Here is a 23,304-nt window from a genome sequence, read left to right on the forward strand (position 1 = left end):
CACCTGCACCAACATATCAGCATCGTCAGGAGTAGCTGTATCGCGGTTTCGCGCTCTGGATCATTAGGATCAAGAGCGCAGTACGGTGACGCGAGATCTTGGCGAACAGTTTCGGCAATTGCCCTGCATTAACCGCCGCGCCTGCATCGCCCTTGACTGACTCAACTACGCTTTAAGTGAAGGTTGCAGGCTGCCGAACCCGCAACCAGGAGGGCCCCATGAACAGTCGCTGGTGGTGCCGCCTGCTCCTACTGATGATACTGGTCGGGTTGCCGATGGGGTCAGTGACGGCTGCGGGCAGCATCGTGGTACTGACGGTCAACGATGCCATTGGCCCGGCCAATGCAGACTACGTTGTGCGCGGCCTGACGCGTGCGGAGACCGAGGGCGCACAGTTGGTGGTCATCAAGCTCGACACCCCCGGCGGGCTGGACACTTCGATGCGCTTGATCATCAAGGCGATTCTGGCCAGCCCTCTGCCAGTGGCCAGTTTCGTCGCCCCCAGTGGCGCACGTGCGGCCAGCGCCGGCACCTATATCCTATATGCCAGCCACATTGCCGCCATGACCCCGGGCACCAATCTGGGCGCCGCTACGCCGGTGCAGATCGGCGGTCTGCCCGGAACCGCGCCAGATCCACCGCGCCCACCAGCCGCACCTGCCACCGACAAAAACTCACCGCCCGAGCCGCTAGATACCCTGACTCGCAAACAGATCAACGATGCAGCGGCTTACATCCGCGGCCTAGCGCAACTGCGCGGACGTAACGCCGACTGGGCCGAACAAGCTGTACGTGAATCGCTCAGCCTTTCGGCTGACGAAGCGCTCAAACTCAAGGTGGTCGATTATGTGGCCAATGACGTGGCAGACCTGCTCAAGCAACTGGACGGTAAGAGCCTGAATGTCGCCGGTCAGACGTTGAACCTGAGTACCGCCGGGGTTGCACTCATCGATCATGCGCCTGACTGGCGCACACAACTGCTAGCGGTGATCACTAACCCCAGCGTGGCATTGCTGCTGATCATGTTCGGGGTCTATGGGTTGATATTCGAATTCATGAACCCAGGGTCGGGCGTCGGTGGAGTGCTCGGTGGTATCTGCCTGTTGCTGGGGTTGTATGCCCTGCAACTGTTGCCCGTGAATTACGCCGGGGTCGGACTGATTCTGCTAGGGCTTGCCTTCATGATCGCCGAGGCGTTTCTACCGAGTTTCGGTGTAATCGGCTTCGGTGGGGTGGTTGCTTTTGTAGTCGGCGCAGTGATTTTGATGGACACCGATGTGCCGGGCTTCGGCATTCCGTTGGCGCTGATCATCGGCATGGCACTGATCAGCGTCCTGTTGCTAATGACTCTGGTCGGCATGGCGCTCAAGGCCCGGCGCCGTGCCCTGGTCAGCGGCGATGCGGGCCTGGTCGGCAGCCTGGCCACGGTCACGGGGCTGCTGCCGGGGCTGCCGATGAGCGGCTGGGTGCAACTGCAGGGCGAAAAATGGCAAGTTCAGAGCCGCTCGCCCCTGCACCTGGGCCAACAGGTTCGGGTGGTGGCGCGCACGGGCGTGAAGCTGGACGTCATTGCACCGGATGAAACGCCACCGCGAGGAGGTTGATCCATGTTCGTCGAGTTGGGTTTTGGTGCGCTGCTAGCCTTGCTCCTTGTGTTGGTGTTCTCGACCGTCCGGATTCTGCGCGAATACGAGCGCGGGGTGGTGTTCCAACTCGGGCGCTTCTGGCGGGTCAAGGGGCCGGGATTGATTCTGTTGATTCCGATGGTGCAACAGATGGTTCGCGTGGACTTGCGCACCGTGGTACTCGATGTGCCAACACAGGATGTGATCACCCGCGACAACGTCTCGGTCAAGGTAAATGCAGTGATCTACTTCCGGGTTCTCGACCCGCAAAAGGCGATCATTCAGATCGAAGACTTCCTTATGGGCACCAGCCAGTTGGCGCAGACCACCCTGCGGGCCGTGCTCGGCAAGCACGAACTTGACGAGCTACTCTCCGGGCGCGAGCGGCTCAACACCGATATCCAGCAAGTGCTCGATGCCCAGACTGATGCCTGGGGGATCAAGGTGGCGAACGTCGAGATAAAACACGTCGACCTCAACGAGTCGATGATCCGCGCCATCGCCAAGCAAGCCGAGGCTGAGCGTGAACGGCGGGCCAAGGTGATACACGCCGAAGGTGAATTGCAGGCTTCGGAGAAGCTCATGCAGGCCGCCGAGATGCTTGGGCGCCAGCCTGGTGCCATGCAGCTGCGATATATGCAGACACTGGGTTCGATCGCCGGAGACAAGAGCTCGACGATTGTATTTCCGTTGCCAATTGAGCTTTTGAAAGGAATGGCCGATTTGTCGCAAAAAAAATGACTGACACTGGTGCTTCATCGTCGGGAGGGTCGCCTGTAAGCGACCTCCCAACCCTGAGACAATTTTTATTATCGCTAGACAGACTTTATTGTCTGAAAGCAAGGTTCGATCAGCTGTGGATAACTTATTCCACAGTCACCGATTTCGCCAGGTTGCGCGGCTGGTCGACGTCGGTGCCTTTCAGCACGGCCACGTAGTACGACAGCAACTGCAGCGGGATGGTGTAGAGGATCGGCGACAGGATGTCGTGGATATGCGGCATCTGTACAACGTGCGTGCCTTCACCATTGGTCATGCCGGCCTTCTCGTCAGCGAAGACGATAAGTTCGCCGCCACGCGCACGAACTTCCTGGAGGTTGGACTTCAGTTTCTCCAGCAGTTCGTTGTTCGGCGCCACTGTCACCACTGGCATGTCGTTATCCACAAGCGCCAACGGGCCGTGTTTCAACTCGCCTGCAGGGTAGGCTTCGGCGTGGATGTAGGAAATTTCCTTGAGCTTGAGCGCCCCTTCCATCGCGACCGGGAATTGTGCGCCACGGCCCAGGAACAGGGTGTGATTCTTCTCGGCGAACAGCTCCGCGATTTTTTCCACAGTGCTGTCCATCGCAAGGGCTTCACCCAGACGGGTTGGCAAGCGACGCAGCTCTTCGACCAGCGTTGCTTCAACGCCTTTGGCCAACGAGCCGTGAACCTGGCCCAGGGACAGGGTCAGCAACAACAGACCAACCAATTGCGTGGTGAAGGCTTTGGTAGACGCCACGCCGATTTCGCGACCGGCCTGGGTCAGCAGGGTCAGGTCGGATTCACGCACCAGCGAGCTGATGCCGACGTTGCAGATGGCCAGGCTGGCGAGAAAACCCAGTTCCTTTGCATTGCGCAGCGCCGCCAAGGTGTCGGCGGTTTCGCCGGACTGAGAGATGGTCACGAACAGCGTGTCAGGTTGCACTACGACTTTGCGGTAGCGGAATTCGCTGGCGACTTCGACCTGGCACGGGATGCCGGCCAGTTCTTCCAGCCAGTAACGGGCAACCATGCCGGCGTGGTAGCTGGTGCCGCAGGCGACGATCTGCACATTGCGCACTTTGGCGAACAGCTCGGCGGCCTGTGGGCCGAAAGCCTGCACCAGCACACCGTTCGGGCTCAAGCGACCTTCCAGGGTGCGCTGCACCACGGACGGTTGCTCATGGATTTCCTTGAGCATGAAATGGCGGAACTCGCCTTTTTCAGCCGCTTCGGCGCCGTCGCGATATTGCACGGATTCACGCTCGACAGCCTTGCCGTTGATATCCCAGATCTTCACGCTGTCCCGGCGAATTTCGGCGATATCGCCCTCTTCCAAGTACATAAAGCGGTCAGTCACCTGACGCAGCGCCAATTGGTCGGACGCCAGGAAGTTCTCACCCAGGCCCAAACCGATCACCAGAGGGCTGCCACTGCGGGCCGCTACCAGGCGATCAGGTTGATGCGCGCTGATTACCGCCAGGCCGTAAGCACCGTGCAGCTCCTTCACCGTTGCCTTGAGGGCCTCGGTCAGGTCGGCGATATCCTTGAGTTTATGGTTCAGCAGGTGAGCGATGACTTCGGTGTCAGTGTCCGAGGTGAACACGTAACCCAAGGCTTTCAGTTGTTCACGCAGGGCTTCATGGTTTTCGATGATGCCGTTGTGCACCACGGCCAGATCGCCCGAGAAGTGCGGGTGCGCGTTGCGCTCGCAGGGTGCACCGTGAGTGGCCCAGCGCGTGTGGGCAATGCCCAGTCGACCAACCAGTGCTTCTTCGGCCAATGCCTGCTCAAGTTCGCTGACCTTGCCCGGGCGACGCACGCGCTCGAGCTTCTGATCGTTGGTGTACACCGCCACACCCGCACTGTCATACCCACGGTATTCCAGACGCTTGAGGCCCTCGACCAGGATGGCGGTGATGTTACGTTCTGCGACTGCGCCGACAATTCCACACATGTTATTTCTCCTGACTGACAGCCGCGCAAATCAAAGTGATACCGCGGGCTTGAATCTGATCCCGCGCTTCGAGCGACAGGCGATCATCGGTAATGAGGGTATGGACGCTGCTCCAGGGCAGCTCCAGGTTGGGAATCTTGCGACCGATCTTGTCGGCCTCCACCATCACGACCACTTCACGGGCGACTTCGGCCATGACCCGGCTCAGTCCCAGCAATTCGTTGAAGGTGGTTGTACCGCGGACCAGATCAATACCATCGGCACCGATGAACAATTGATCGAAGTCGTAGGAGCGTAGGACCTGCTCGGCGACCTGCCCCTGAAAGGATTCAGAATGCGGGTCCCAGGTGCCGCCGGTCATCAACAGCACCGGCTCATGCTCAAGTTCGCTTAGGGCGTTGGCGACATGCAGGGAGTTGGTCATCACCACCAGGCCCGGTTGCTGGCCCAATTGCGGAATCATCGAGGCGGTCGTGCTGCCACTGTCTATGATGATACGTGCATGTTCGCGAATGCGAGTGACGGCTGCGCGGGCGATGGCCTGTTTGTAGCTGGAGATTGGTTGACTCAGGTCGGCAACCAACTCCTGAGGCAGGGTGATCGCACCGCCATAACGACGCAGCAGCAGGCCGTTGCTCTCAAGGGCCGCCAGATCCTTGCGAATCGTAACTTCAGAGGTTTCGAAACGCTTGGCAAGCTCATCCACACTGACTTCACCCTGCTCATTGAGCAAGGCAAGAATGTTGTGGCGTCTCTGGGGCGTGTTGCGCTTCGACATGATTTGGTAAGTTTCGATTCGAAAGATAACGAAAGCAATCAAACCCTATCAGGGAAACTTCGTCAAGCGGCTGACAGTAAAAAGACCTGTGGATAAAAACATTAACGGCAAGCCTCCTGAGCTAGCGAGACTTGCCGATTAATATAATTGACAGCCTGTGAATAACTGCTGCCCATCATTCAGGTGTGGATAACTTAGCTCTTCTTGATCTTTACCGGGCGCTTCCAGCCATCGATATTCTTCTGGCGAGCCCGGCCAACCGCCAACTGCGCTTTATCCACAGTTGAAGTAATAGTCGAGCCGGCCGCGGTGGTCGCACCGTCCAGGATATCCACAGGTGCAACCAAAGAGTTGTTGGAACCGATAAATACGTCTTCTCCCAGCACGGTTTTCCACTTGTTGGCGCCATCGTAGTTGCAGGTGATGGTGCCGGCGCCGATGTTGGTGCGCGCGCCCACTTCGGCATCGCCCAGATAGGTCAGGTGGCCGGCCTTGGCACCTTCGCCCAGATGAGCATTTTTCAGTTCGACAAAGTTACCCACATGCGCCCGCGCTTCGAGCACGGTGCCTGGACGCAAACGCGCGAACGGACCGGCATCGCTGCCTTCACCGAGAATCGCACCTTCGATATGGCTGTTGGCCTTGATCACCACGCCTTTACGCAGGGTGCTGTCCTTGATCACGCAGTTCGGGCCGATCACCACGTCATCTTCGATGACGACGTTGCCTTCGAGGATCACGTTGATATCGATCAGCACATCGCGACCCACGCTGACTTCACCGCGAACATCAAAACGGGCCGGGTCGCGCAGGGTTACGCCTTGAGCCATCAAGCGACGGCCGGCGCGCAGCTGATAATGACGCTCAAGATCGGAAAGCTGCTTGCGGTCGTTGGCGCCCTGCACTTCCATGGCGTCGTGGGGTTGTTCGGTGGCCACCACCAGACCATCGTTAACCGCCATTTCGATGACGTCGGTCAGGTAATACTCGCCCTGGGCGTTGTTGTTCGACAGACGACCGGTCCAGTCGGCCAAGCGATCGGCGGGTACCGCAAGAATGCCGGTGTTGCCTTCGTTGATGGCGCGCTGAGCTTCAGTGGCGTCCTTGTGCTCGACGATGGCGCAGACCTTGCCGTCAGCGTCGCGAACGATTCGGCCGTAACCGGTTGCGTCATCCAGTTCGACGGTGAGCAGGCCCATCTGCCCTGGCACTACCAGCTTGAGCAAGCGCTGCAGGGTTTCGATTTCAATCAACGGCACATCACCGTAAAGCACCAGCACGGTGTCGGCCTTGATGAAGGGAACCGCCTGGGCCACGGCATGGCCGGTGCCCAATTGTTTGTCCTGGAGGACGAAGTTCAGATCGTCAGCGGCCAGGCGCTCGCGCACCACATCCGCACCATGGCCGATCACCACGTGAATGCGCTGTGGATCAAGTTGTCGGGCGCTGTGGATAACATGGCCAAGCATCGAATTGCCGGCAATCGGGTGCAAGACTTTCGGCAGTGCCGAACGCATGCGGGTGCCTTGGCCAGCAGCGAGGATAACGATTTCAAGAGACATGACTGGCTACCAATCCTGGGTGGTCAGCGGCTGCGACCAACGTGATGAATTTCGGAAAGAAAAAAGGGTAGCCGAGGCTACCCTTTTTAATCAATCACACAACAAGCGCAGCCTTAGTGGCCGAACTTCTTGCGGATCTGCTGGACGGTGCGCAGCTGAGCTGCGGCCTCGGCCAGGCGTGCGGCAGCGGAGCCGTAATCGAATTCCGCGCCACGTTCATGCAAGGCCTTCTCGGCAGCCTTGACGGCTTCCTGAGCAGAGGCTTCATCCAGGTCGGCAGCACGTTGCACGGTATCGGCAAGAACCTTGACCATGTTCGGCTGAACCTCGAGGAAACCACCGGAGATGTAATACACCTCCTCTTCCCCGCCCTGCTTGACCAGGCGGATCGGACCTGGCTTGAGATTAGTGATCAGCGGCGCGTGACCCAGAGCGATACCAAGATCACCCAGTGCACCGTGCGCAATCACCATCTCGACCAGACCGGAAAAGATTTCCCCTTCCGCGCTGACGATATCGCAATGGACTGTCATAGCCATCTGATTGCCTCAACCTAAATTAGCGCCCGTTTCCGGGCGCCGGGATTACAGTTTCTTGGCTTTCTCGATCGCTTCTTCGATGCCGCCAACCATGTAGAACGCTTGTTCTGGCAGGTGGTCGTAGTCACCGTTGAGGATGCCTTTGAAGCCAGCAATGGTGTCTTTCAGGGAAACGTATTTACCCGATGCACCGGTGAAGACTTCAGCCACGAAGAACGGCTGCGACAAGAAACGCTGGATCTTACGAGCACGGTTTACCAACTGCTTGTCGGCTTCCGACAGCTCGTCCATACCCAGGATCGCAATGATGTCCTTCAGTTCTTTGTAACGCTGCAGAACGTACTGGACGCCGCGAGCGGTGTCGTAGTGGTCCTGGCCGATTACGTTCGGGTCCAGCTGGCGCGAAGTCGAGTCCAGTGGGTCTACCGCTGGGTAGATACCCAGGGAAGCGATGTCACGGGACAGAACGACGGTGGCGTCCAAGTGGGCGAAGGTGGTCGCTGGCGACGGGTCGGTCAAGTCGTCCGCAGGTACGTATACCGCTTGGATCGAGGTGATCGAACCTTCCTTGGTCGAAGTGATACGTTCTTGCAGAACGCCCATCTCTTCAGCCAGGGTCGGCTGGTAACCTACTGCCGAAGGCATACGGCCCAGCAGTGCGGATACTTCAGTACCGGCCAGGGTGTAACGATAGATGTTGTCGACGAACAGCAGAACGTCGTTACCTTCGTCACGGAACTTCTCGGCCATGGTCAGGCCAGTCAGTGCTACGCGCAGACGGTTTCCCGGCGGCTCGTTCATCTGACCGTAAACCAGTGCCACTTTGTCCAGAACGTTGGAATCCTTCATCTCGTGGTAGAAGTCGTTACCCTCACGAGTACGCTCACCCACACCGGCGAACACGGAATAACCGCTGTGCTCGATGGCGATGTTACGGATCAGTTCCATCATGTTTACGGTTTTGCCTACACCGGCACCACCGAACAGACCAACTTTACCACCCTTGGCGAACGGGCAAACCAGGTCGATAACCTTGATGCCGGTTTCCAGCAGGTCGTTGCCGCCCGCTTGTTCAGCGAACGAAGGCGCTGCACGGTGGATGCCCCAACGCTCGTCGGTGGCGATTGGGCCAGCTTCGTCGATCGGGTTGCCCAGTACGTCCATGATCCGGCCCAGGGTCGCTTTACCGACTGGTACGGAGATGGCTGCGCCAGAATCGGTAACTTCCAGACCGCGCTTCAAGCCCTCGGTGGAACCCATCGCAATGGTGCGAACCACGCCGTCGCCCAGCTGCTGCTGAACTTCCAGGGTGGTTTCGGCCGCGCTCACTACTTTCAGCGCGTTGTAGATGCTCGGTACGCTGTCGCGTGGAAATTCCACGTCGATAACGGCGCCGATGATTTGAACGATACGTCCGCTACTCATAGCTGGATCCTCTGAATATTTGAACCGTTAAACCGCGGCAGCGCCGCCGACGATTTCCGAGATCTCTTGGGTGATCGCAGCCTGACGCGCCTTGTTGTAGACCAGCTGCAAATCGCTGATCAAATCACCGGCGTTGTCGGTAGCGTTCTTCATCGCGATCATCCGCGCAGCTTGTTCAGCCGCGTTGTTCTCGACCACCGCCTGGTAGACCTGCGACTCAACGTAGCGGACCATCAAGCCGTCAAGCAGCTCTTTGGCATCCGGTTCGTAGAGATAGTCCCAGTGGTGCTTGAGGTCCTGATCCGGGGTTGCCACCAGTGGAATCAATTGCTCCACGGTAGGCTGTTGCGTCATGGTGTTGATGAACTTGTTGGACACCACGGACAGGCGGTCAATACGGCCGTCCAGGTAGGCATCCAGCATCACTTTGACGCTACCGATCAAGTCGTTGATCGACGGCTCTTCACCCAGGTGGCTGATAGCTGCTACGACGTTGCCGCCGAAGTTGCGGAAAAAGGCCGCACCCTTGCTACCCACTACACACAGATCAATCTCGACGCCTTTCTCGCGGTTTACCGCCATGTCCTTGACCAGGGCCTTGAACAGGTTGGTGTTCAAGCCACCGCACAGACCACGGTCACTGCTCACTACGACATAACCAACACGCTTGATTTCGCGGTCGATCATGAACGGGTGGCGGTATTCCGGGTTGGCGTTGGCCAGATGCCCAATAACCTGGCGGATGCGCTCCGCATAAGGACGGCTAGCTGCCATGCGCATTTGTGCCTTGCGCATTTTGCTGACCGCCACTTTTTCCATGGCGCTGGTAATTTTTTGCGTGCTTTTGATGCTCGCAATCTTACTGCGAATCTCTTTTGCGCCTGCCATGTAACACCTATCAGGTTAGCAAGCGGGAGCCTTGCGGCTCCCGCTGCGGCTTACCAGGTTTGGGTGGCCTTGAACTTCTCGATACCGGCTTTCATGCCAGCGTCGATTTCGTCATTGAAGTCACCTTTAACGTTGATCTTCGCCATCAAATCGGCGTGATCGCGGTTGAAGTAAGCAATCAGCGCTTGTTCAAAGCTGCCGACCTTGGTGATTTCGACGTCAGTCAGGAACCCACGCTCAGCGGCATACAGCGACAACGCCATGTCAGCGATCGACATTGGGGCGTATTGCTTCTGCTTCATCAGCTCGGTAACGCGCTGACCATGCTCAAGTTGCTTACGGGTCGCTTCGTCCAGGTCAGAAGCGAACTGGGCGAATGCCGCCAGTTCACGGTACTGAGCCAGAGCGGTACGGATACCACCGGACAGCTTCTTGATGATCTTGGTCTGAGCGGCACCACCCACACGGGATACCGAAACACCGGCGTTCACTGCAGGACGGATGCCCGAGTTGAACATGGCCGATTCCAGGAAGATCTGACCGTCGGTGATGGAAATCACGTTGGTCGGAACGAACGCGGAAACGTCGCCAGCCTGGGTTTCGATGATCGGCAGTGCGGTCAGGGAACCGGTTTTGCCGGTCACTGCGCCGTTGGTGAACTTCTCTACGTACTCTTCCGAAACGCGGGATGCGCGCTCCAGCAGACGGGAGTGGAGATAGAACACGTCGCCTGGGTAAGCTTCACGGCCTGGTGGACGGCGCAGCAGCAGGGAAATCTGGCGGTAAGCCACTGCTTGCTTGGACAGATCGTCATAAACGATCAGCGCGTCTTCACCGCGGTCGCGGAAGTATTCGCCCATGGTGCAACCGGAGTACGGTGCCAGGAATTGCAGTGCAGGAGATTCCGAAGCACTGGCAGCCACGATGATCGTGTTGGCCAGGGCGCCGTTTTCTTCCAGCTTGCGAACCACGTTGGCGATGGTCGATTGTTTCTGACCGATGGCTACGTAGACGCAGAAAATGCCGCTGTCTTTCTGGTTGATGATCGCGTCGATCGCCAGAGCGGTTTTACCGATCTGACGGTCACCGATGATCAGCTCACGCTGGCCACGGCCGACAGGGATCATGGCATCGACAGCCTTGTAGCCAGTCTGTACAGGCTGGTCTACCGACTTACGCCAGATCACGCCTGGAGCAACTTTCTCGACCGCGTCGGTCTCGGTGTTGCCCAGTGGACCTTTGCCGTCAACAGGGTTACCCAGTGCGTCGACTACGCGACCCAGCAGTTCCTTACCAACCGGAACTTCGAGGATGCGGCCGGTGCACTTGGCGCTCATGCCTTCAGCCAGAGACTGGTAAGCGCCCAGTACTACGGCACCTACGGAGTCTTGCTCCAGGTTGAGAGCCATACCGAAGACGCCGCCCGGAAACTCGATCATCTCGCCGTACATTACGTCGGCCAGACCGTGAATCCGCACGATACCGTCAGATACGCTGACGACAGTGCCTTCGTTACGGGCTTGGGAGGTCACATCGAGCTTGTCGATGCGGCCCTTGATAATTTCACTTATTTCGGAAGGATTGAGTTGCTGCATTGCTCTGCTGCCCCTTCAAACTCAAGATTTCAATGCTTCGGCAAGTTTCGCGATTTTGCCGCGAATCGAGCCATCGATAACCAGGTCGCCGGCGCGGATTACGACACCACCTATCAGGGCAGCATCCTCCGCAACTTGCAGGCGCACTTCCCGGTTGAGTCGTGCACTGAGAACCTTGGCGAGTTTGTCTTGCTGTTCTTGGTTCAATGCAAAAGCACTGGTCACTTCAACGTCTACCGACTTCTCTTGCTCGGCCTTGTACAGGTCGAACAGAGCGGAGATCTCCGGCAACAGCGGGAGACGGTCGTTTTCGGCAACGACATTGATGAAATTCTGTGCCTTGGCATCGAACTTGTCGCCGCACACGTCAATGAACGTGGCGGCCTTTTCTGCGCTCGTCAGTCGCGGGGCCTTGAGCACGCGCAGCATGGTGTCGTCTTGCGACACCGCTGCTGCCAGGCCGAGCATGGCTGACCAATTGGCCAGTTGCTGGTGGGCCTGAGCGTGCTCGAAGGCCGCCTTAGCGTAAGGTCGGGCCAACGTGGTCAGTTCTGCCATGATCGCCCTCGCTTAGATTTCAGCAGCCAGTTGGTTAACCAGCTCTGCGTGCGCGTTTTGATCGATTGCTTTGCCCAGGATCTTCGAAGCACCATCAACGGCCAGAGTACCCACTTGGGCACGCAGCGCGTCTTTGACACTGTTCAGTTCCTGTTCGATCTCGGCCTGAGCCTGAACCTTCACACGGTCAGCGTCGATACGGGCTTTTTCAACAGCCTCTTCAACGATCTGGTTACCGCGTTTCTTGGCTTGCTCGATGATTTCAGCTGCCTGAGCTTTCGCTTCGCGCAGTTGCTGACCCGCTTTCTCTTGGGCCAACTCCAGGTCGCGAGCTGCACGGCTGGCAGCGTCCAGACCATCAGCGATCTTCTTTTGACGTTCGTGCAGAGCCGCGATGACCGGAGGCCATACGAACTTCATGCAGAACAGTACAAAAATCAGGAACGCAACGGACTGGCCAATCAGGGTCGCATTAATGTTCACGCCAACACCTCGCAGTTACGTTGTCCATCACACCAAATTACCCGGAATATCCGAGTAATCAGCCAGCGATCTGACCAACGAACGGGTTCGCAAAGGTGAAGAACAGAGCGATACCAACACCGATCATGGTTACGGCGTCGAGCAGACCGGCAACGATGAACATTTTGACTTGCAGCATTGGAACCATTTCTGGCTGACGCGCTGCGCCTTCCAGGAACTTGCCGCCCAACAGGCCGAAACCAATTGCGGTACCCAGTGCGCCCAGGCCGATCAACAGTGCAACAGCGATAGCGGTTAGACCAACTACAGTTTCCATCTTTCCTCCCGACTTTTACGTCGTATGGTTTAGGTTTTTTTAATTTAAAGCGGTAAAACAAATCGTTTCAGATGCCCCGTGAGGAGCACCCTCCCGTTTGACCGGGAGGGACATCAGACTAGTCGAGACTGGTCTTAATGGTTTTCTTCGTGCGCCATCGACAGGTAGACGATGGTCAGCATCATGAAGATGAACGCCTGCAGGGTGATGATCAGGATGTGGAACACAGCCCACGCCCACTGCAGAACAACGCCCAGGCCACTAAGCCAGAGCAGACCGCTGCCGAACATCACAGCAATCAGAATGAAGACCAGCTCGCCGGCGTACATGTTGCCGAACAGACGCAGAGCCAGGGAGATCGGCTTGGCGATCAGTGTCACGAATTCCAGCAGGAAGTTCACCGGAATCAGCAGGGCTTGAACGAAAATGTTCTTGCTGCCGAACGGGTGCAGGGTCAGTTCGCCGATGAAGCCGCCGATGCCCTTGACCTTGATGCTGTAGAAAATGATCAGTGCGAAAACCGAGATCGCCATGCCCAGGGTCGCGTTCGGGTCGGTAGTCGACACGGCGCGGAACGGGATGTGGGGGTCGCCGGAAATCAGGATGGCCAGCTGAGGAATCCAGTCGACCGGTACCAGGTCGACGGCGTTCATCAGGAACACCCAGACGAAGATGGTCAGTGCCAGCGGTGCAATCACCGGGCTACGGCCATGGAAGCTGTCTTTCACGCTGCCATCGACGAATTCGACCAATACTTCAACGAAGTTCTGCAAAGCACCTGGTTGACCGGAAGTCGCTTTCTTCGCCGCCATGCGGAAAAGAAGAACGAAGATCAGCCCCAATGCGACCGACCAGCCGAGAGTATCGACGTGGAAAGCCCAGAAGCCCATTTCCTTGGCTTCTGCTGCGGTGTGGGCAAAGCCCCAGCCGCCGGTAGGGTGCTGACCGAAGGTCAGGTTCTGCAAGTGGTGCTGGATATAGCCCGAAGCGGTTGTTTCTGCCATGGTTGCCTCAAACGCCCTAAGGTCTCGAAAGTCTTGTTCTCATCAGCAGGGGAGCGAACCAGCTGACTGACTGAGTCAGCACGAAGACACCGAATACTGCAATCGGTGCCAATGGCTTCACACCTGCAAACACCAGTGCAAACAGCACTGCCGTCAAAATCAGTTTGCCTGCCTCGCCGGCATAAAAAGACCGGACGATGGACTGGGCTGCTCGGGCGCCGGAAAACCGAAATGCCCTGTGAGCGAAATAAACATTGGGCAGCAAGGCTATCAGGCCTCCGCAAAGTCCCGAGTACCCGGCAACGACTCCCCGCCATTGCCAGAGCGCCAAAGCAGCGATCAGCAAAACGACAAATTGAGCCATTAGCACCGGAAAAACTGCCAGGCGATGGAAGGGCAAGCGGTTTGGCGTGCGGGTTTCCATCACTTTTGCTCTCCAATGGTCGGCTGCCAGAATTCAATAACTTGGCATAATTTGTGCCGACAAAATGCGCGCAGAGTATAGGGGCGGTTCAGCCCCTATTCAACTGTCAGGTAGTGATTTCCGACTGCGCGCTACATGAGGAAATGTTTCAGCGAATGTGTGCGAGCACACCCTGAAGTTCATCCAGGGAGTTGTAACCAATGACCAGTTGCCCTTTACCCTTCTTTCCGTGGCGAATCTGCACCGCAGAGCCTAGGCGCTCGGCTAGGCGCTGTTCCAGGCGGGCAATATCCGGGTCCGGTTTTGGGGTTTCCACAGGCTCCGGTTTGCCACTCAACCACTGGCGAACCAGTGCTTCAGTCTGGCGCACGGTCAGTCCGCGTGCGACAACATGTCGCGCCCCTTCAACCTGTTGATTTTCCGGCAAACCGAGCAATGCACGAGCATGCCCCATTTCGAGGTCGCCATGGGAAAGCATGGTCTTGATGACTTCCGGCAGGGAAATCAGGCGCAGCAGGTTGGCCACGGTGACCCGGGACTTGCCCACGGCTTCGGCGACCTGTTGCTGTGTAAGCTGGAATTCCGTTTGCAGACGCTGCAAGGCCACCGCTTCTTCGATCGGATTGAGGTCTTCGCGCTGGATGTTCTCGATCAGCGCGATGGCGATCGCGGTTTCATCCGGGACATCGCGCACCATCGCCGGAATGGTTTCCTGGCCAGCTTGCTGGCTGGCACGCCAGCGGCGTTCACCGGCAATGATTTCGTAGCGCCCGCTACCGATCGGCCGCACCACGATCGGCTGCATCACGCCCTGGGCCTTGATCGATTGCGCCAGCTCTTCGAGCGCCTGGGGATCCATGTCGCGACGCGGCTGGTACTTGCCGCGCTGCAGCAGGTCCAGCGGCAGGTGTTGCAGCTCGCGCGAATCGGCTTGCACCGCCTGTTCTTCCAGCGCGCTGACACTCGGACCACTCAGCAGTGCATCCAGTCCACGTCCGAGACCTCGTTTCTTGACGGCCATGGGGATTCCTTAAGTTGCCTGAGCAGCGGCGATGCGTGAGTTTTTGCGTTGACGACGGACCATCTCGCCCGCCAGGGCCAGATAGGCCACGGCACCGCGCGATGATTTGTCGTACGCCAGCGCCGGCATGCCGTAGCTCGGCGCTTCGGCCAGGCGAATGTTGCGCGGAATGACCGTGTCGTACAGCTGGTCGCCGAAGTGTTCCTTGAGCTGGGCCGAAACATCGTTCATCAGGCTCAGGCGCGGGTCGTACATCGTGCGCAACAGGCCTTCGACCTTGAGGTTCGGATTGAGCAGCTCGGCGATGCGCTTGATGTTATCCACAAGGTCGCTCAAGCCTTCGAGTGCGAAGTACTCGCACTGCATGGGGATAATCACCCCGTCGGCGGCAACCAGTGCGTTCAAGGTCAGCATCGACAGCGATGGCGGGCAGTCGATCAGGATGTAGTCGTAGTTTTCACGGATCGGCGCCAGCGCACTGCGCAGGCGGCTTTCCTTCATCTGCATTTCCAGCAGAACCACTTCGGCCGCGGTCAGGTCACGGTTGGCCGGCAACAGCTGGTAACCGCCGTGCTCGGAGAAATGCATGGCCTGGGCCAGGTCGCACTCCCCGATCAGCAGGTCATAGACCGAGTTTTCCAGGCCGTGTTTGTCCACACCGCTACCCATGGTGGCGTTGCCCTGTGGATCGAGATCGATCAGCAATACCCGACGCTTGGTCGCGACCAGGGATGCTGCGAGGTTGATACAGGTGGTGGTCTTGCCCACACCACCCTTTTGGTTCGCTATTGCGAATACCTTAGCCATTCTTGCTTGTGTTCCCAATCATGCCGTGCGGCGCAGTATCAGCAGATGGCGTTGGCCTTGGCAACCAGGTACGGCCAGGGCGTGTTCGCTATCGAGGTGGAAGTCTGTCGGCAATGCTACCAGCTCATCGGCGGGATGAACGCCCTTCATTGCCAGCCAGCGCGTATCGGTGTCACCAAGGTGGCGCGTCCAGTTGCTGAAGTTCTCCATGCTGCTGAAGGCCCGGGAAATGATCCCGTTGAAGGGCTGTGCAGGCTGGAACGCTTCGACGCGACTGTGGATAACTTGCAGGTTGTCCAGTTTCAGCTCGAGTTTGACCTGGGTCAGGAAGCGGGTCTTCTTGCCGTTGCTGTCCAGGCAGGTCACTTGCGACTCGGGAAACAGGATGGCCAGGGGAATGCCCGGCATGCCGCCACCGCTGCCAACATCGAGCCAGCGACCGTTTTCGACGAACGACATCACGCTCAGGCTATCGAGCAAATGACGCGACACCATTTCATCGGGATCGCGCACGGCCGTGAGGTTGTAGGCCTTGTTCCATTTTATCAACAGGGCCAGATAACCCAGCAGTTGTGCCTGCTGGGTTTCACTCAAAGCCACACCGAGCTCGCGAGCACCTGTGGATAACTCTTCTGCGTGTTGCGGGGTGACCAACGAACTCAAGCGCTTTGCTCCAACTGACGGCCCGCGCCGCGTTTTTTCAAATGAATCATCAACAGGGAAATGGCTGCCGGTGTCACGCCCGGGATACGTGATGCCTGACCCAATGTCTCTGGACGGGTCGCGCCGAGCTTGCTCTGGATCTCTTTGGAGAGACCGGAAATGTTCGTGTAATCGATATCCACAGGCAGTTTGGTGTCTTCGCTGGCCCGCAGACGCGCGATTTCATCCTGTTGACGATCGATGTAGCCGGCGTATTTGGTCTTGATTTCGACCTGTTCGGCCACCTGTGGATCTTCCGCGCCACCACCGGTGACGGCGATCAGACCAGCGTAGTCGATTTCCGGACGGCTCAGCAGATTGAGCAGGTTGTATTCGTGAGTCAGCGGCGTGCCGAATTTTTCCGCGATCGCATCGCCCTGCTCGGTGCCCGGGCGTACCCAGGTACTTTTCAGACGCTGCTCTTCCAGCTCGATGCTTTCGCGCTTTTTGCAGAACGCTGCCCAGCGCGCGTCATCGACCAGACCCAATTCGCGACCTTTTTCGGTCAAGCGCAGGTCGGCGTTGTCTTCGCGCAGGATCAGACGGTATTCGGCACGGGATGTGAACATCCGGTACGGCTCCTGGGTGCCGAGGGTAATCAGGTCGTCAACCAATACGCCGATGTAGGCTTCGTCGCGACGCGGACACCAGGCATCTTTGCCTTGAGCACGCAGCGCGGCGTTGGTTCCAGCCAGCAAACCCTGGGCGCCGGCTTCTTCGTAACCGGTGGTGCCGTTGATTTGCCCGGCAAAGAACAGGCCGCCGATGACTTTGGTTTCCAGGCTGTACTTCAGGTCACGCGGGTCGAAGTAGTCGTATTCGATGGCGTAGCCCGGGCGCACGATGTGTGCGTTTTCCATGCCGCGGATCGACTGCACGATCTGCAATTGCACGTCGAACGGCAAGGAAGTGGAAATTCCGTTCGGGTACAGCTCGTTGGTGGTCAAGCCTTCCGGTTCGATGAAAACCTGGTGGCTTTGCTTGTCGGCAAAACGATGGATCTTGTCTTCGATCGACGGGCAGTAACGCGGGCCGATGCCTTCGATTTCACCCGCAGCGGAATACATCGGCGAACGGTCGAGGTTCGCAGCAATGATTTCGTGAGTGCGCGCGTTGGTGTGGGTGATCCAGCAGCTGACCTGTTGTGGGTGCTGGTCCTTGGAGCCCATGAACGACATCACTGGAATCGGCGTATCGCCGGCCTGCTCGGTCATCACCGAGAAATCCACAGACCGGGCGTCGATACGCGGCGGCGTTCCGGTTTTCAGGCGACCGACCCGCAGCGGCAATTCACGAAGGCGTTGAGCCAGGGCGATCGACGGCGGATCACCGGCGCGTCCGCCGGAAAAATTCTGCAAACCGATGTGGATAAGTCCACCGAGGAAGGTACCAGTGGTCAACACCACCGAATCGGCGAGGAAACGCAGGCCCATTTGGGTGACGACACCGCGCACTTGCTCCTGCTCGACGATCAGGTCGTCTGCAGCCTGTTGAAATATCCACAGGTTCGGCTGGTTTTCCAGGATTTCGCGGACAGCGGCCTTGTATAGAACCCGGTCGGCTTGCGCACGAGTCGCCCGTACGGCTGGGCCTTTGCGGCTGTTCAACACGCGAAACTGGATGCCGCCTTTATCGGTAGCAATGGCCATCGCGCCGCCGAGGGCATCGATTTCCTTGACCAGATGGCTTTTGCCGATCCCGCCAATGGCCGGATTGCAACTCATGGCACCGAGGGTTTCCACGTTATGCGTCAGCAACAGGGTCTTGACCCCCATACGTGCTGAGGCCAGTGCTGCCTCGGTACCGGCATGACCGCCGCCGATGACGATCACTTCAAAACGGGAAGGGAAATCCACCACGCACCTCGTGCCTGCTTAAGTAGGTAATTCAGGAATAGTTTGAGCTCAGGTTTTTGGACCTGGTCGACAAGTATAGGGACTTCGCCCTTCCTAAAGAACCCTTTGCACAAAATTTAACCAGCTGTGGAGAAGTGGCGGTTATAGAAATTAAAAAGAGAGAAATTTATTAAATCTTTGTTTTTATGTTTATTTCTACTGGCATGCCTTTCTGTGGATAGATTGTTACAGGCCTTTAAAATCAATGTGTACAGAGATTCAAAACCCTGTGGTCATGTGCCTATGAGGCCCTTGGATAACCGGTTTAAGCCTGTGGATGAATGGGATGCTTATCCACAGGGGTGGTTATCTTCAGTTTTGAGGCCCTGTTATCAACTGGCCTTAGCTGCGGTTATTCACAGGGCTTAATCCACAGGAAAACGTGGATCAGTCAGATCCTGGGCACAGAAAATCCGCTCAAGCAGGGGGAAATCTGCTCGGCACTGGAGGAAATTAAGAGAAAGGAAGAAACAGACAGGCTTGAAAGCAGACCCTTGTAGGAGCGAGCTCGCTCGCGATGGAGCTAAGGGCGACATGTTTAACCAGCAATACACGCGTCATCGTTAACGTCCATCGCGAGCAAGCTTGCTCCTACTTACCGATGCAGAAGCTGGAGAAGATTCGACCCAACAGGTCATCGGAGCTGAACGCACCGGTGATTTCGCCCAGGGACTGCTGAGCTTGGCGCAAATCCTCGGCCAGCAATTCGCCGGCACCCGCCAAGGTCAGTTGCGCCCGGCCGTGCTCGAGGGAAGCACTGGCATGACGCAATGCGTCCAGGTGGCGCCTGCGAGCACTGAAGCTGCTTTCAGAGGTCTGTTCATAACCCATGCAAGCCTTCAAGTGGTCGCGCAGCAGCTCAAGGCCAACCCCTGCAGACTTGGCGCTGAGGCTGATGGTGACATGCCCATCATCGCTGATTTCCAGGGCCATGGCCTCGCCCGTAAGGTCGGCTTTGTTACGGATCAGCGTGACTTTCGCCGGATCAGGGCGGGGTTCGAGGAACTCAGGCCATAGCGCAAAAGGATCGAGGGCTTCCGGCGCGGTCGCATCGACCACCAGCAGGACCCGATCGGCCTCGCCAATGGCTTTCAACGCCCGCTCCACACCAATCTTTTCCACATGGTCATCGGTATCGCGCAGCCCGGCGGTATCCACCACATGCAGGGGCATGCCATCGATGTGGATATGTTCGCGCAGGACGTCCCGCGTGGTGCCGGCGATCTCGGTGACGATGGCCGCTTCGCGACCGGCCAGTGCATTGAGCAGGCTGGATTTTCCAGCATTCGGACGACCGGCGATGACCACCGTCATGCCATCGCGCAGCAAGGCACCCTGCCCGGCTTCGCGCATGACGGTGGATAACTCGTCGCGAACTTTGTCGAGCATGCTCAATACGTGGCCATCGGCCAGGAAGTCGATTTCTTCCTCCGGAAAGTCGATCGCCGCTTCGACATAAATCCGCAGGCCGATCAGTTGTTCCGTGAGGTTATGCACACGCGCCGAAAAGGCGCCTTGCAAGGAGCGCAATGCGTTGCGAGCTGCTTGTGCAGAACTGGCTTCGATCAGGTCGGCGATGGCTTCAGCCTGGGCCAGGTCGAGCTTGTCGTTCAAAAATGCCCGTTCACTGAATTCACCCGGCCGGGCCAGGCGGCAACCCAGTTCAAGGCAGCGCTGCAGCAGCATATCCAGGACGACCGGACCACCGTGCCCCTGTAATTCCAGTACATCTTCGCCGGTGAACGAGTTCGGTCCGGGAAAATACAGCGCGATGCCCTGATCGAGCACCTCGTCGTTTTCACCCAGGAACGGTCCGTAATGAGCGAACCGCGGCTTGAGTTCACGACCGCTGAAGGCCTTGGCCGCAATGCTGGCCAACGGCCCGGAAATACGCACGATGCCGACACCGCCACGACCCTGGGCAGTGGCGACGGCGGCAATGGTTTCACGAGGAGCGCTCATAAACCGGTATCCAGACAAAAGTGACAGATAGCAAAACGCCCCACTAGGGGGCGTTTTGAGTGGTTACCCACAGTGTAAGTCAGGCAGTCGCTTTGGCAGCTGCTTCGATCTTACGAGTGATGTACCACTGTTGGGCGATCGACAGGCAGTTGTTCACTACCCAGTACAGCACCAGACCAGCCGGGAACCACAGGAAGAAGAAGGTGAAGATGATTGGCATCAGCTTCATCACCTTGGCCTGCATCGGATCCGGTGGAGTCGGGTTCAACTGCTGCTGGATGAACATGGTTGCACCCATGATGATCGGCAGGATGAAGAACGGATCCTTGATCGACAGGTCGGTAATCCACAGCATGAACGGCGCTTGGCGCATTTCAACGCTTTCCAGCAGAACCCAGTACAACGAAAGGAATACCGGCATCTGCACGAGGATTGGCAAGCAACCACCCAGCGGATTGATCTTCTCTTTCTTGTACAGCTCCATCATGGCTTGCGACATTTTCTGCCGGTCATCGCCATGTTGCTCTTTCAGCGCAGCCAGTTTCGGAGCCACTGCACGCATGCGCGCCATGGATTTGTAGCTGGCGGCCGACAACGGGAAGAAGATCCCCTTGATCAGCATGGTCAGGAAGATAATCGACCAGCCCCAGTTACCCACAATGGCGTGGATGTGTTGCAGCAACCAGAAGATCGGTTGAGCGATGAACCACAGGATGCCGTAGTCGACAGTCAGTTCCAGACCTGGGGACAACTCTTTGAGCACCGCCTGGCTTTTCGGACCGGCGTACAGAGTAGCGCTGGTTTCAGCCTTGGCACCCGGAGCAACGGTCAACGAAGGACCGGTGTAACCGATGATGTAGTTGCCTTTGCTGTCTTTACGGGTCTGGACGACGTTGTTTTCGCCCTTCGCCGGAATCCACGCGGTCACGAAGTAGTGTTGCAACCAGGCAACCCAACCGCCGGTAACGGTTTCTTTCAGCTGCGCCTTGTCCATGTCCTTCATGGACACTTTCTTGTACGGCTCCGAACTTGTCCACAGGGCGGCGCCCAGGTAAGTCGCGGTACCGGTGGCGGTGCTGGAAGACGGATCGGAGCTGGCGTCACGCTTCAATTGCGCGAACATTGCACCAGACCAGGGCTGTGCGCTCTGGTTGTCGATCAGGTAGGACACGGTTACGTCATACAGGCCGCGTTTCAGAGTGAAACGCTTGATGTAGTTGACGCCGTCCTTGCTGAACTTCAGGTCCACGACCAATTGGTCCTGACCGTCAGCCAGCTGATAAACCTTCTTCTCTGCCGAGTAAATCGGACGACCGGCAGGACTTGCATCCGGGCCGTTGCTGCCAATCAGGCCACTTTGCGCCAGATAAGTCCGTTCGTTGCCGTTGTCGAACAGCTGGAATGGAATTTCCGGATGGTCCTGACGACGTGGATACAGCGGCAATTTCAGTTGGGCAACATCACCACCCTGTGGATCGATGGCCAGATCGAGCACATCCGTTTTGATCTGGATGAGGTCGGTGCTCGCCGCTACCGGAGTTTCGGCAGGTGCGCTGGTATCGTTTGCGGCGTGCGGAATGTCGTCACTGACGGACGCTTTATTGCCAGTGGCCGTATCCGGGAGGCCCGGTGCGGTCGTACTGGAAGCAACATTCTGAGTCGGCAAGGCAGCCTGGCCATAGTCCTGGTTCCATTTAAGAACCATAACGTAGGACACGATTGCCAGGGCGACGATCAGGATCGTGCGTTTGATATCCATGATTACTCGGCCATCGAAGAAGAACGGGAGGTAGGGATAGATGGAACCGGGTCATAACCACCGGGATTCCACGGATGACAGCGACCTAAACGACGAAAGGTCAGCCAGCCACCGCGAAGAAGGCCATGATTTTCAATGGCTTCTAACGCGTAGCAGGAACAACTGGGGTAGAAACGACAGTGACTGGCCATCAGGGGACTAATGGCGTAGCGATAAAACTGGATCGGAACGAGTGCCAGTTTACGCATCGGGACTGTCTACCCCTACAGTTTCGGTTTTGACTGCTGGTACTGGCGTGCTGCGTGCCAGACGCTTCCAGAGTTTGCCGAAATGCTGAATCAATTCGGGGTTTTCTACGTCACCCAAACCTTTGCGCGCGACGATAACGATGTCCCAGCCTGCCAGTGAATCCTGGTTCAGGCGAAACGATTCGCGCATCAGACGTTTGAGGCGATTGCGCTCGACGGAGAGCTTTACGCTCTTTTTCCCGATAACCAGCCCGAGACGGGGGTGATCAAGATCGTTTTTGCGCGCAAGGAGCAGGAGATTTTTCCCCGGAACCTTGCCGGTAGGGGAGTCAAAGACCGCCTTGAAATGCCGGGGGGTAAGCAGACGCTTTTCCCGACTGAAGTCCTGACTCACCTCCAGTGCCGGATTATCAAACTGCCAGACGCGCACGACCTTTGGCGCGACGACGCGACAGGACGGCACGACCGTTCTTGGTAGCCATGCGAGCACGGAAACCGTGGGTACGAGCGCGTTTGATAGTGCTTGGTTGGAAAGTACGTTTCATTGTCGTGTTACCTGGTTCGTCCACAACGGGCCGGAATGGCCCCCGTTTTAAGAGACCGGGGATTCTAGAGAAAGCAAGCCTCTAGGTCAATTTCCAACCAACGTTTCCTTATAAATAGATCTCCAGAGGTTTTGCCTGGCCAGGATCCCCAGGCAAATATAAAAATAAGAAAGGAAAGTATTTAAAGCTTTTCTGTAAAGCTTATAAAAGCTTAGGGCGCGGGTATCTGTGGATAAGTGCCTTGAGCCCTTGTTTCATCGCATGTACAGCGAATGACAACTACAGTGGAAAACGGTGTTCAGGCTGTGCTGCGCGGTCGGATAACCTGTGTGTGGAAAGCGCTGTTATCCACAGGCAGGTTATCCACCGCGTTTCTTCCCCACTTGTGCAATGAGCTTAGAGGTGGTTATCCACAGAGCTTATGCACAGACCATTGGTCGTCTTTTTTGCGTATAAAACCCTGATTGTTC

General features: G+C 57.4%; 23 protein-coding genes. 2 read left to right on the forward strand and 21 right to left on the reverse strand.

All coding sequences use genetic code 11. The features are described 5' to 3' along the window. Nucleotides 1–218: 218 nt before the first annotated feature. Both DKB71_RS00585 and DKB71_RS00590 read left to right on the forward strand, forming a co-directional pair. Nucleotides 219–1,604 carry an NfeD family protein gene (locus tag DKB71_RS00585; RefSeq protein ID WP_408599362.1) on the forward strand — a complete coding sequence of 462 codons (1,386 nt, stop codon included), beginning with the start codon at nt 219–221 and terminating at the stop codon, nt 1,602–1,604. A 3-nt stretch (nt 1,605–1,607) separates the two neighbouring features. After that, nucleotides 1,608–2,366 carry a slipin family protein gene (locus DKB71_RS00590; protein WP_408599363.1) on the forward strand — a complete coding sequence of 253 codons (759 nt, stop codon included), beginning with the start codon at nt 1,608–1,610 and terminating at the stop codon, nt 2,364–2,366. 124 nt (nt 2,367–2,490) lie between these two features. Here the strand turns inward: DKB71_RS00590 and glmS are convergent, their stop codons facing one another. The 21 genes from glmS to rpmH form a co-directional block, all read right to left on the reverse strand. Beyond that, entirely contained in the window at nt 2,491–4,323 is a 1,833-nt protein-coding gene (glmS, locus tag DKB71_RS00595; protein ID WP_408599364.1) for a glutamine--fructose-6-phosphate transaminase (isomerizing), read from the reverse strand. 1 nt (nt 4,324) lies between these two features. Beyond that, on the reverse strand, nt 4,325–5,104 hold the full coding sequence (locus DKB71_RS00600) for a DeoR/GlpR family DNA-binding transcription regulator (RefSeq protein ID WP_274073873.1): 780 nt from the start codon (nt 5,102–5,104) through the stop codon (nt 4,325–4,327). Nucleotides 5,105–5,295: 191 nt separating this feature from the next. Next, complete coding sequence (gene glmU, locus DKB71_RS00605; RefSeq protein WP_408599365.1) at nt 5,296–6,663, reverse strand: bifunctional UDP-N-acetylglucosamine diphosphorylase/glucosamine-1-phosphate N-acetyltransferase GlmU; 1,368 nt, start codon at nt 6,661–6,663, stop codon at nt 5,296–5,298. Between the two features lie 113 nt (nt 6,664–6,776). Then, nucleotides 6,777–7,202 (reverse strand): F0F1 ATP synthase subunit epsilon, encoded by a 426-nt coding sequence (locus DKB71_RS00610; protein ID WP_007969909.1) that lies wholly within the window; start codon nt 7,200–7,202, stop codon nt 6,777–6,779. A gap of 45 nt (nt 7,203–7,247) precedes the next feature. Further along, nucleotides 7,248–8,627 (reverse strand): F0F1 ATP synthase subunit beta, encoded by a 1,380-nt coding sequence (gene atpD, locus DKB71_RS00615; protein ID WP_020797984.1) that lies wholly within the window; start codon nt 8,625–8,627, stop codon nt 7,248–7,250. Between the two features lie 27 nt (nt 8,628–8,654). Beyond that, entirely contained in the window at nt 8,655–9,515 is an 861-nt protein-coding gene (gene atpG, locus DKB71_RS00620) for a F0F1 ATP synthase subunit gamma (RefSeq protein WP_008064595.1), read from the reverse strand. 50 nt (nt 9,516–9,565) lie between these two features. Then, entirely contained in the window at nt 9,566–11,110 is a 1,545-nt protein-coding gene (gene atpA / locus DKB71_RS00625) for a F0F1 ATP synthase subunit alpha (protein ID WP_274073776.1), read from the reverse strand. A gap of 21 nt (nt 11,111–11,131) precedes the next feature. Beyond that, nucleotides 11,132–11,668 carry a F0F1 ATP synthase subunit delta gene (locus tag DKB71_RS00630; protein ID WP_274073777.1) on the reverse strand — a complete coding sequence of 179 codons (537 nt, stop codon included), beginning with the start codon at nt 11,666–11,668 and terminating at the stop codon, nt 11,132–11,134. A gap of 12 nt (nt 11,669–11,680) precedes the next feature. Beyond that, a complete protein-coding gene (locus tag DKB71_RS00635; protein ID WP_274073778.1) occupies nt 11,681–12,151 on the reverse strand; it encodes a F0F1 ATP synthase subunit B in 471 nt (156 codons plus the stop codon). A gap of 58 nt (nt 12,152–12,209) precedes the next feature. Next, on the reverse strand, nt 12,210–12,467 hold the full coding sequence (gene atpE, locus DKB71_RS00640; protein ID WP_003097235.1) for a F0F1 ATP synthase subunit C: 258 nt from the start codon (nt 12,465–12,467) through the stop codon (nt 12,210–12,212). 134 nt (nt 12,468–12,601) lie between these two features. Continuing rightward, on the reverse strand, nt 12,602–13,471 hold the full coding sequence (gene atpB / locus DKB71_RS00645) for a F0F1 ATP synthase subunit A (RefSeq protein WP_408599366.1): 870 nt from the start codon (nt 13,469–13,471) through the stop codon (nt 12,602–12,604). A gap of 16 nt (nt 13,472–13,487) precedes the next feature. Next, nucleotides 13,488–13,895 carry a F0F1 ATP synthase subunit I gene (locus DKB71_RS00650; RefSeq protein WP_007969901.1) on the reverse strand — a complete coding sequence of 136 codons (408 nt, stop codon included), beginning with the start codon at nt 13,893–13,895 and terminating at the stop codon, nt 13,488–13,490. Nucleotides 13,896–14,043: 148 nt separating this feature from the next. Next, on the reverse strand, nt 14,044–14,916 hold the full coding sequence (locus DKB71_RS00655; RefSeq protein ID WP_046818611.1) for a ParB/RepB/Spo0J family partition protein: 873 nt from the start codon (nt 14,914–14,916) through the stop codon (nt 14,044–14,046). 9 nt (nt 14,917–14,925) lie between these two features. Next, nucleotides 14,926–15,723, reverse strand: coding sequence for a ParA family protein (locus tag DKB71_RS00660; protein ID WP_008064610.1), 798 nt, complete (start codon nt 15,721–15,723; stop codon nt 14,926–14,928). Between the two features lie 18 nt (nt 15,724–15,741). After that, on the reverse strand, nt 15,742–16,386 hold the full coding sequence (gene rsmG, locus DKB71_RS00665; protein WP_274073780.1) for a 16S rRNA (guanine(527)-N(7))-methyltransferase RsmG: 645 nt from the start codon (nt 16,384–16,386) through the stop codon (nt 15,742–15,744). Continuing rightward, a complete protein-coding gene (gene mnmG, locus DKB71_RS00670) occupies nt 16,383–18,281 on the reverse strand; it encodes a tRNA uridine-5-carboxymethylaminomethyl(34) synthesis enzyme MnmG (protein WP_408599367.1) in 1,899 nt (632 codons plus the stop codon). Before mnmG ends, rsmG begins: the two co-directional genes overlap by 4 nt. A 630-nt stretch (nt 18,282–18,911) precedes the next feature. Further along, nucleotides 18,912–20,282 (reverse strand): tRNA uridine-5-carboxymethylaminomethyl(34) synthesis GTPase MnmE, encoded by a 1,371-nt coding sequence (gene mnmE, locus DKB71_RS00675; RefSeq protein WP_408599368.1) that lies wholly within the window; start codon nt 20,280–20,282, stop codon nt 18,912–18,914. Between the two features lie 79 nt (nt 20,283–20,361). Beyond that, entirely contained in the window at nt 20,362–22,041 is a 1,680-nt protein-coding gene (gene yidC, locus DKB71_RS00680; protein WP_274073782.1) for a membrane protein insertase YidC, read from the reverse strand. 2 nt (nt 22,042–22,043) lie between these two features. Next, nucleotides 22,044–22,289: a membrane protein insertion efficiency factor YidD gene (yidD, locus tag DKB71_RS00685; protein WP_080725322.1), complete on the reverse strand. Its 246-nt coding sequence runs from the start codon at nt 22,287–22,289 to the stop codon at nt 22,044–22,046. After that, on the reverse strand, nt 22,282–22,683 hold the full coding sequence (gene rnpA / locus DKB71_RS00690) for a ribonuclease P protein component (protein ID WP_274073874.1): 402 nt from the start codon (nt 22,681–22,683) through the stop codon (nt 22,282–22,284). Before rnpA ends, yidD begins: the two co-directional genes overlap by 8 nt. A gap of 16 nt (nt 22,684–22,699) precedes the next feature. Continuing rightward, on the reverse strand, nt 22,700–22,834 hold the full coding sequence (gene rpmH, locus DKB71_RS00695; protein ID WP_003213577.1) for a 50S ribosomal protein L34: 135 nt from the start codon (nt 22,832–22,834) through the stop codon (nt 22,700–22,702). Nucleotides 22,835–23,304: the final 470 nt, after the last annotated feature.

This window comes from Pseudomonas sp. PLMAX (genome assembly GCF_046042685.1).
GTDB classification, from domain to species: Bacteria; Pseudomonadota; Gammaproteobacteria; order Pseudomonadales; family Pseudomonadaceae; genus Aquipseudomonas; species Aquipseudomonas putida_AE.

Bases quoted from the DNA above. Each gene is read 5' to 3' on its own strand.
- DKB71_RS00585 (WP_408599362.1), top strand. From the start codon at position 219: ATGAACAGTCGCTGGTGGTGCCGCCTGCTCCTACTGATGATACTGGTC.
- DKB71_RS00590 (WP_408599363.1), top strand. From the start codon at position 1,608: ATGTTCGTCGAGTTGGGTTTTGGTGCGCTGCTAGCCTTGCTCCTTGTG.
- glmS (WP_408599364.1), bottom strand. From the start codon at position 4,323: ATGTGTGGAATTGTCGGCGCAGTCGCAGAACGTAACATCACCGCCATC.
- glmU (WP_408599365.1), bottom strand. From the start codon at position 6,663: ATGTCTCTTGAAATCGTTATCCTCGCTGCTGGCCAAGGCACCCGCATG.
- DKB71_RS00610 (WP_007969909.1), bottom strand. From the start codon at position 7,202: ATGGCTATGACAGTCCATTGCGATATCGTCAGCGCGGAAGGGGAAATC.
- atpD (WP_020797984.1), bottom strand. From the start codon at position 8,627: ATGAGTAGCGGACGTATCGTTCAAATCATCGGCGCCGTTATCGACGTG.
- atpG (WP_008064595.1), bottom strand. From the start codon at position 9,515: ATGGCAGGCGCAAAAGAGATTCGCAGTAAGATTGCGAGCATCAAAAGC.
- atpA (WP_274073776.1), bottom strand. From the start codon at position 11,110: ATGCAGCAACTCAATCCTTCCGAAATAAGTGAAATTATCAAGGGCCGC.
- DKB71_RS00630 (WP_274073777.1), bottom strand. From the start codon at position 11,668: ATGGCAGAACTGACCACGTTGGCCCGACCTTACGCTAAGGCGGCCTTC.
- atpE (WP_003097235.1), bottom strand. From the start codon at position 12,467: ATGGAAACTGTAGTTGGTCTAACCGCTATCGCTGTTGCACTGTTGATC.
- atpB (WP_408599366.1), bottom strand. From the start codon at position 13,471: ATGGCAGAAACAACCGCTTCGGGCTATATCCAGCACCACTTGCAGAAC.
- DKB71_RS00650 (WP_007969901.1), bottom strand. From the start codon at position 13,895: ATGGAAACCCGCACGCCAAACCGCTTGCCCTTCCATCGCCTGGCAGTT.
- DKB71_RS00655 (WP_046818611.1), bottom strand. From the start codon at position 14,916: ATGGCCGTCAAGAAACGAGGTCTCGGACGTGGACTGGATGCACTGCTG.
- DKB71_RS00660 (WP_008064610.1), bottom strand. From the start codon at position 15,723: ATGGCTAAGGTATTCGCAATAGCGAACCAAAAGGGTGGTGTGGGCAAG.
- mnmE (WP_408599368.1), bottom strand. From the start codon at position 20,282: ATGAGCGCTCCTCGTGAAACCATTGCCGCCGTCGCCACTGCCCAGGGT.
- yidC (WP_274073782.1), bottom strand. From the start codon at position 22,041: ATGGATATCAAACGCACGATCCTGATCGTCGCCCTGGCAATCGTGTCC.
- yidD (WP_080725322.1), bottom strand. From the start codon at position 22,289: ATGCGTAAACTGGCACTCGTTCCGATCCAGTTTTATCGCTACGCCATT.
- rpmH (WP_003213577.1), bottom strand. From the start codon at position 22,834: ATGAAACGTACTTTCCAACCAAGCACTATCAAACGCGCTCGTACCCAC.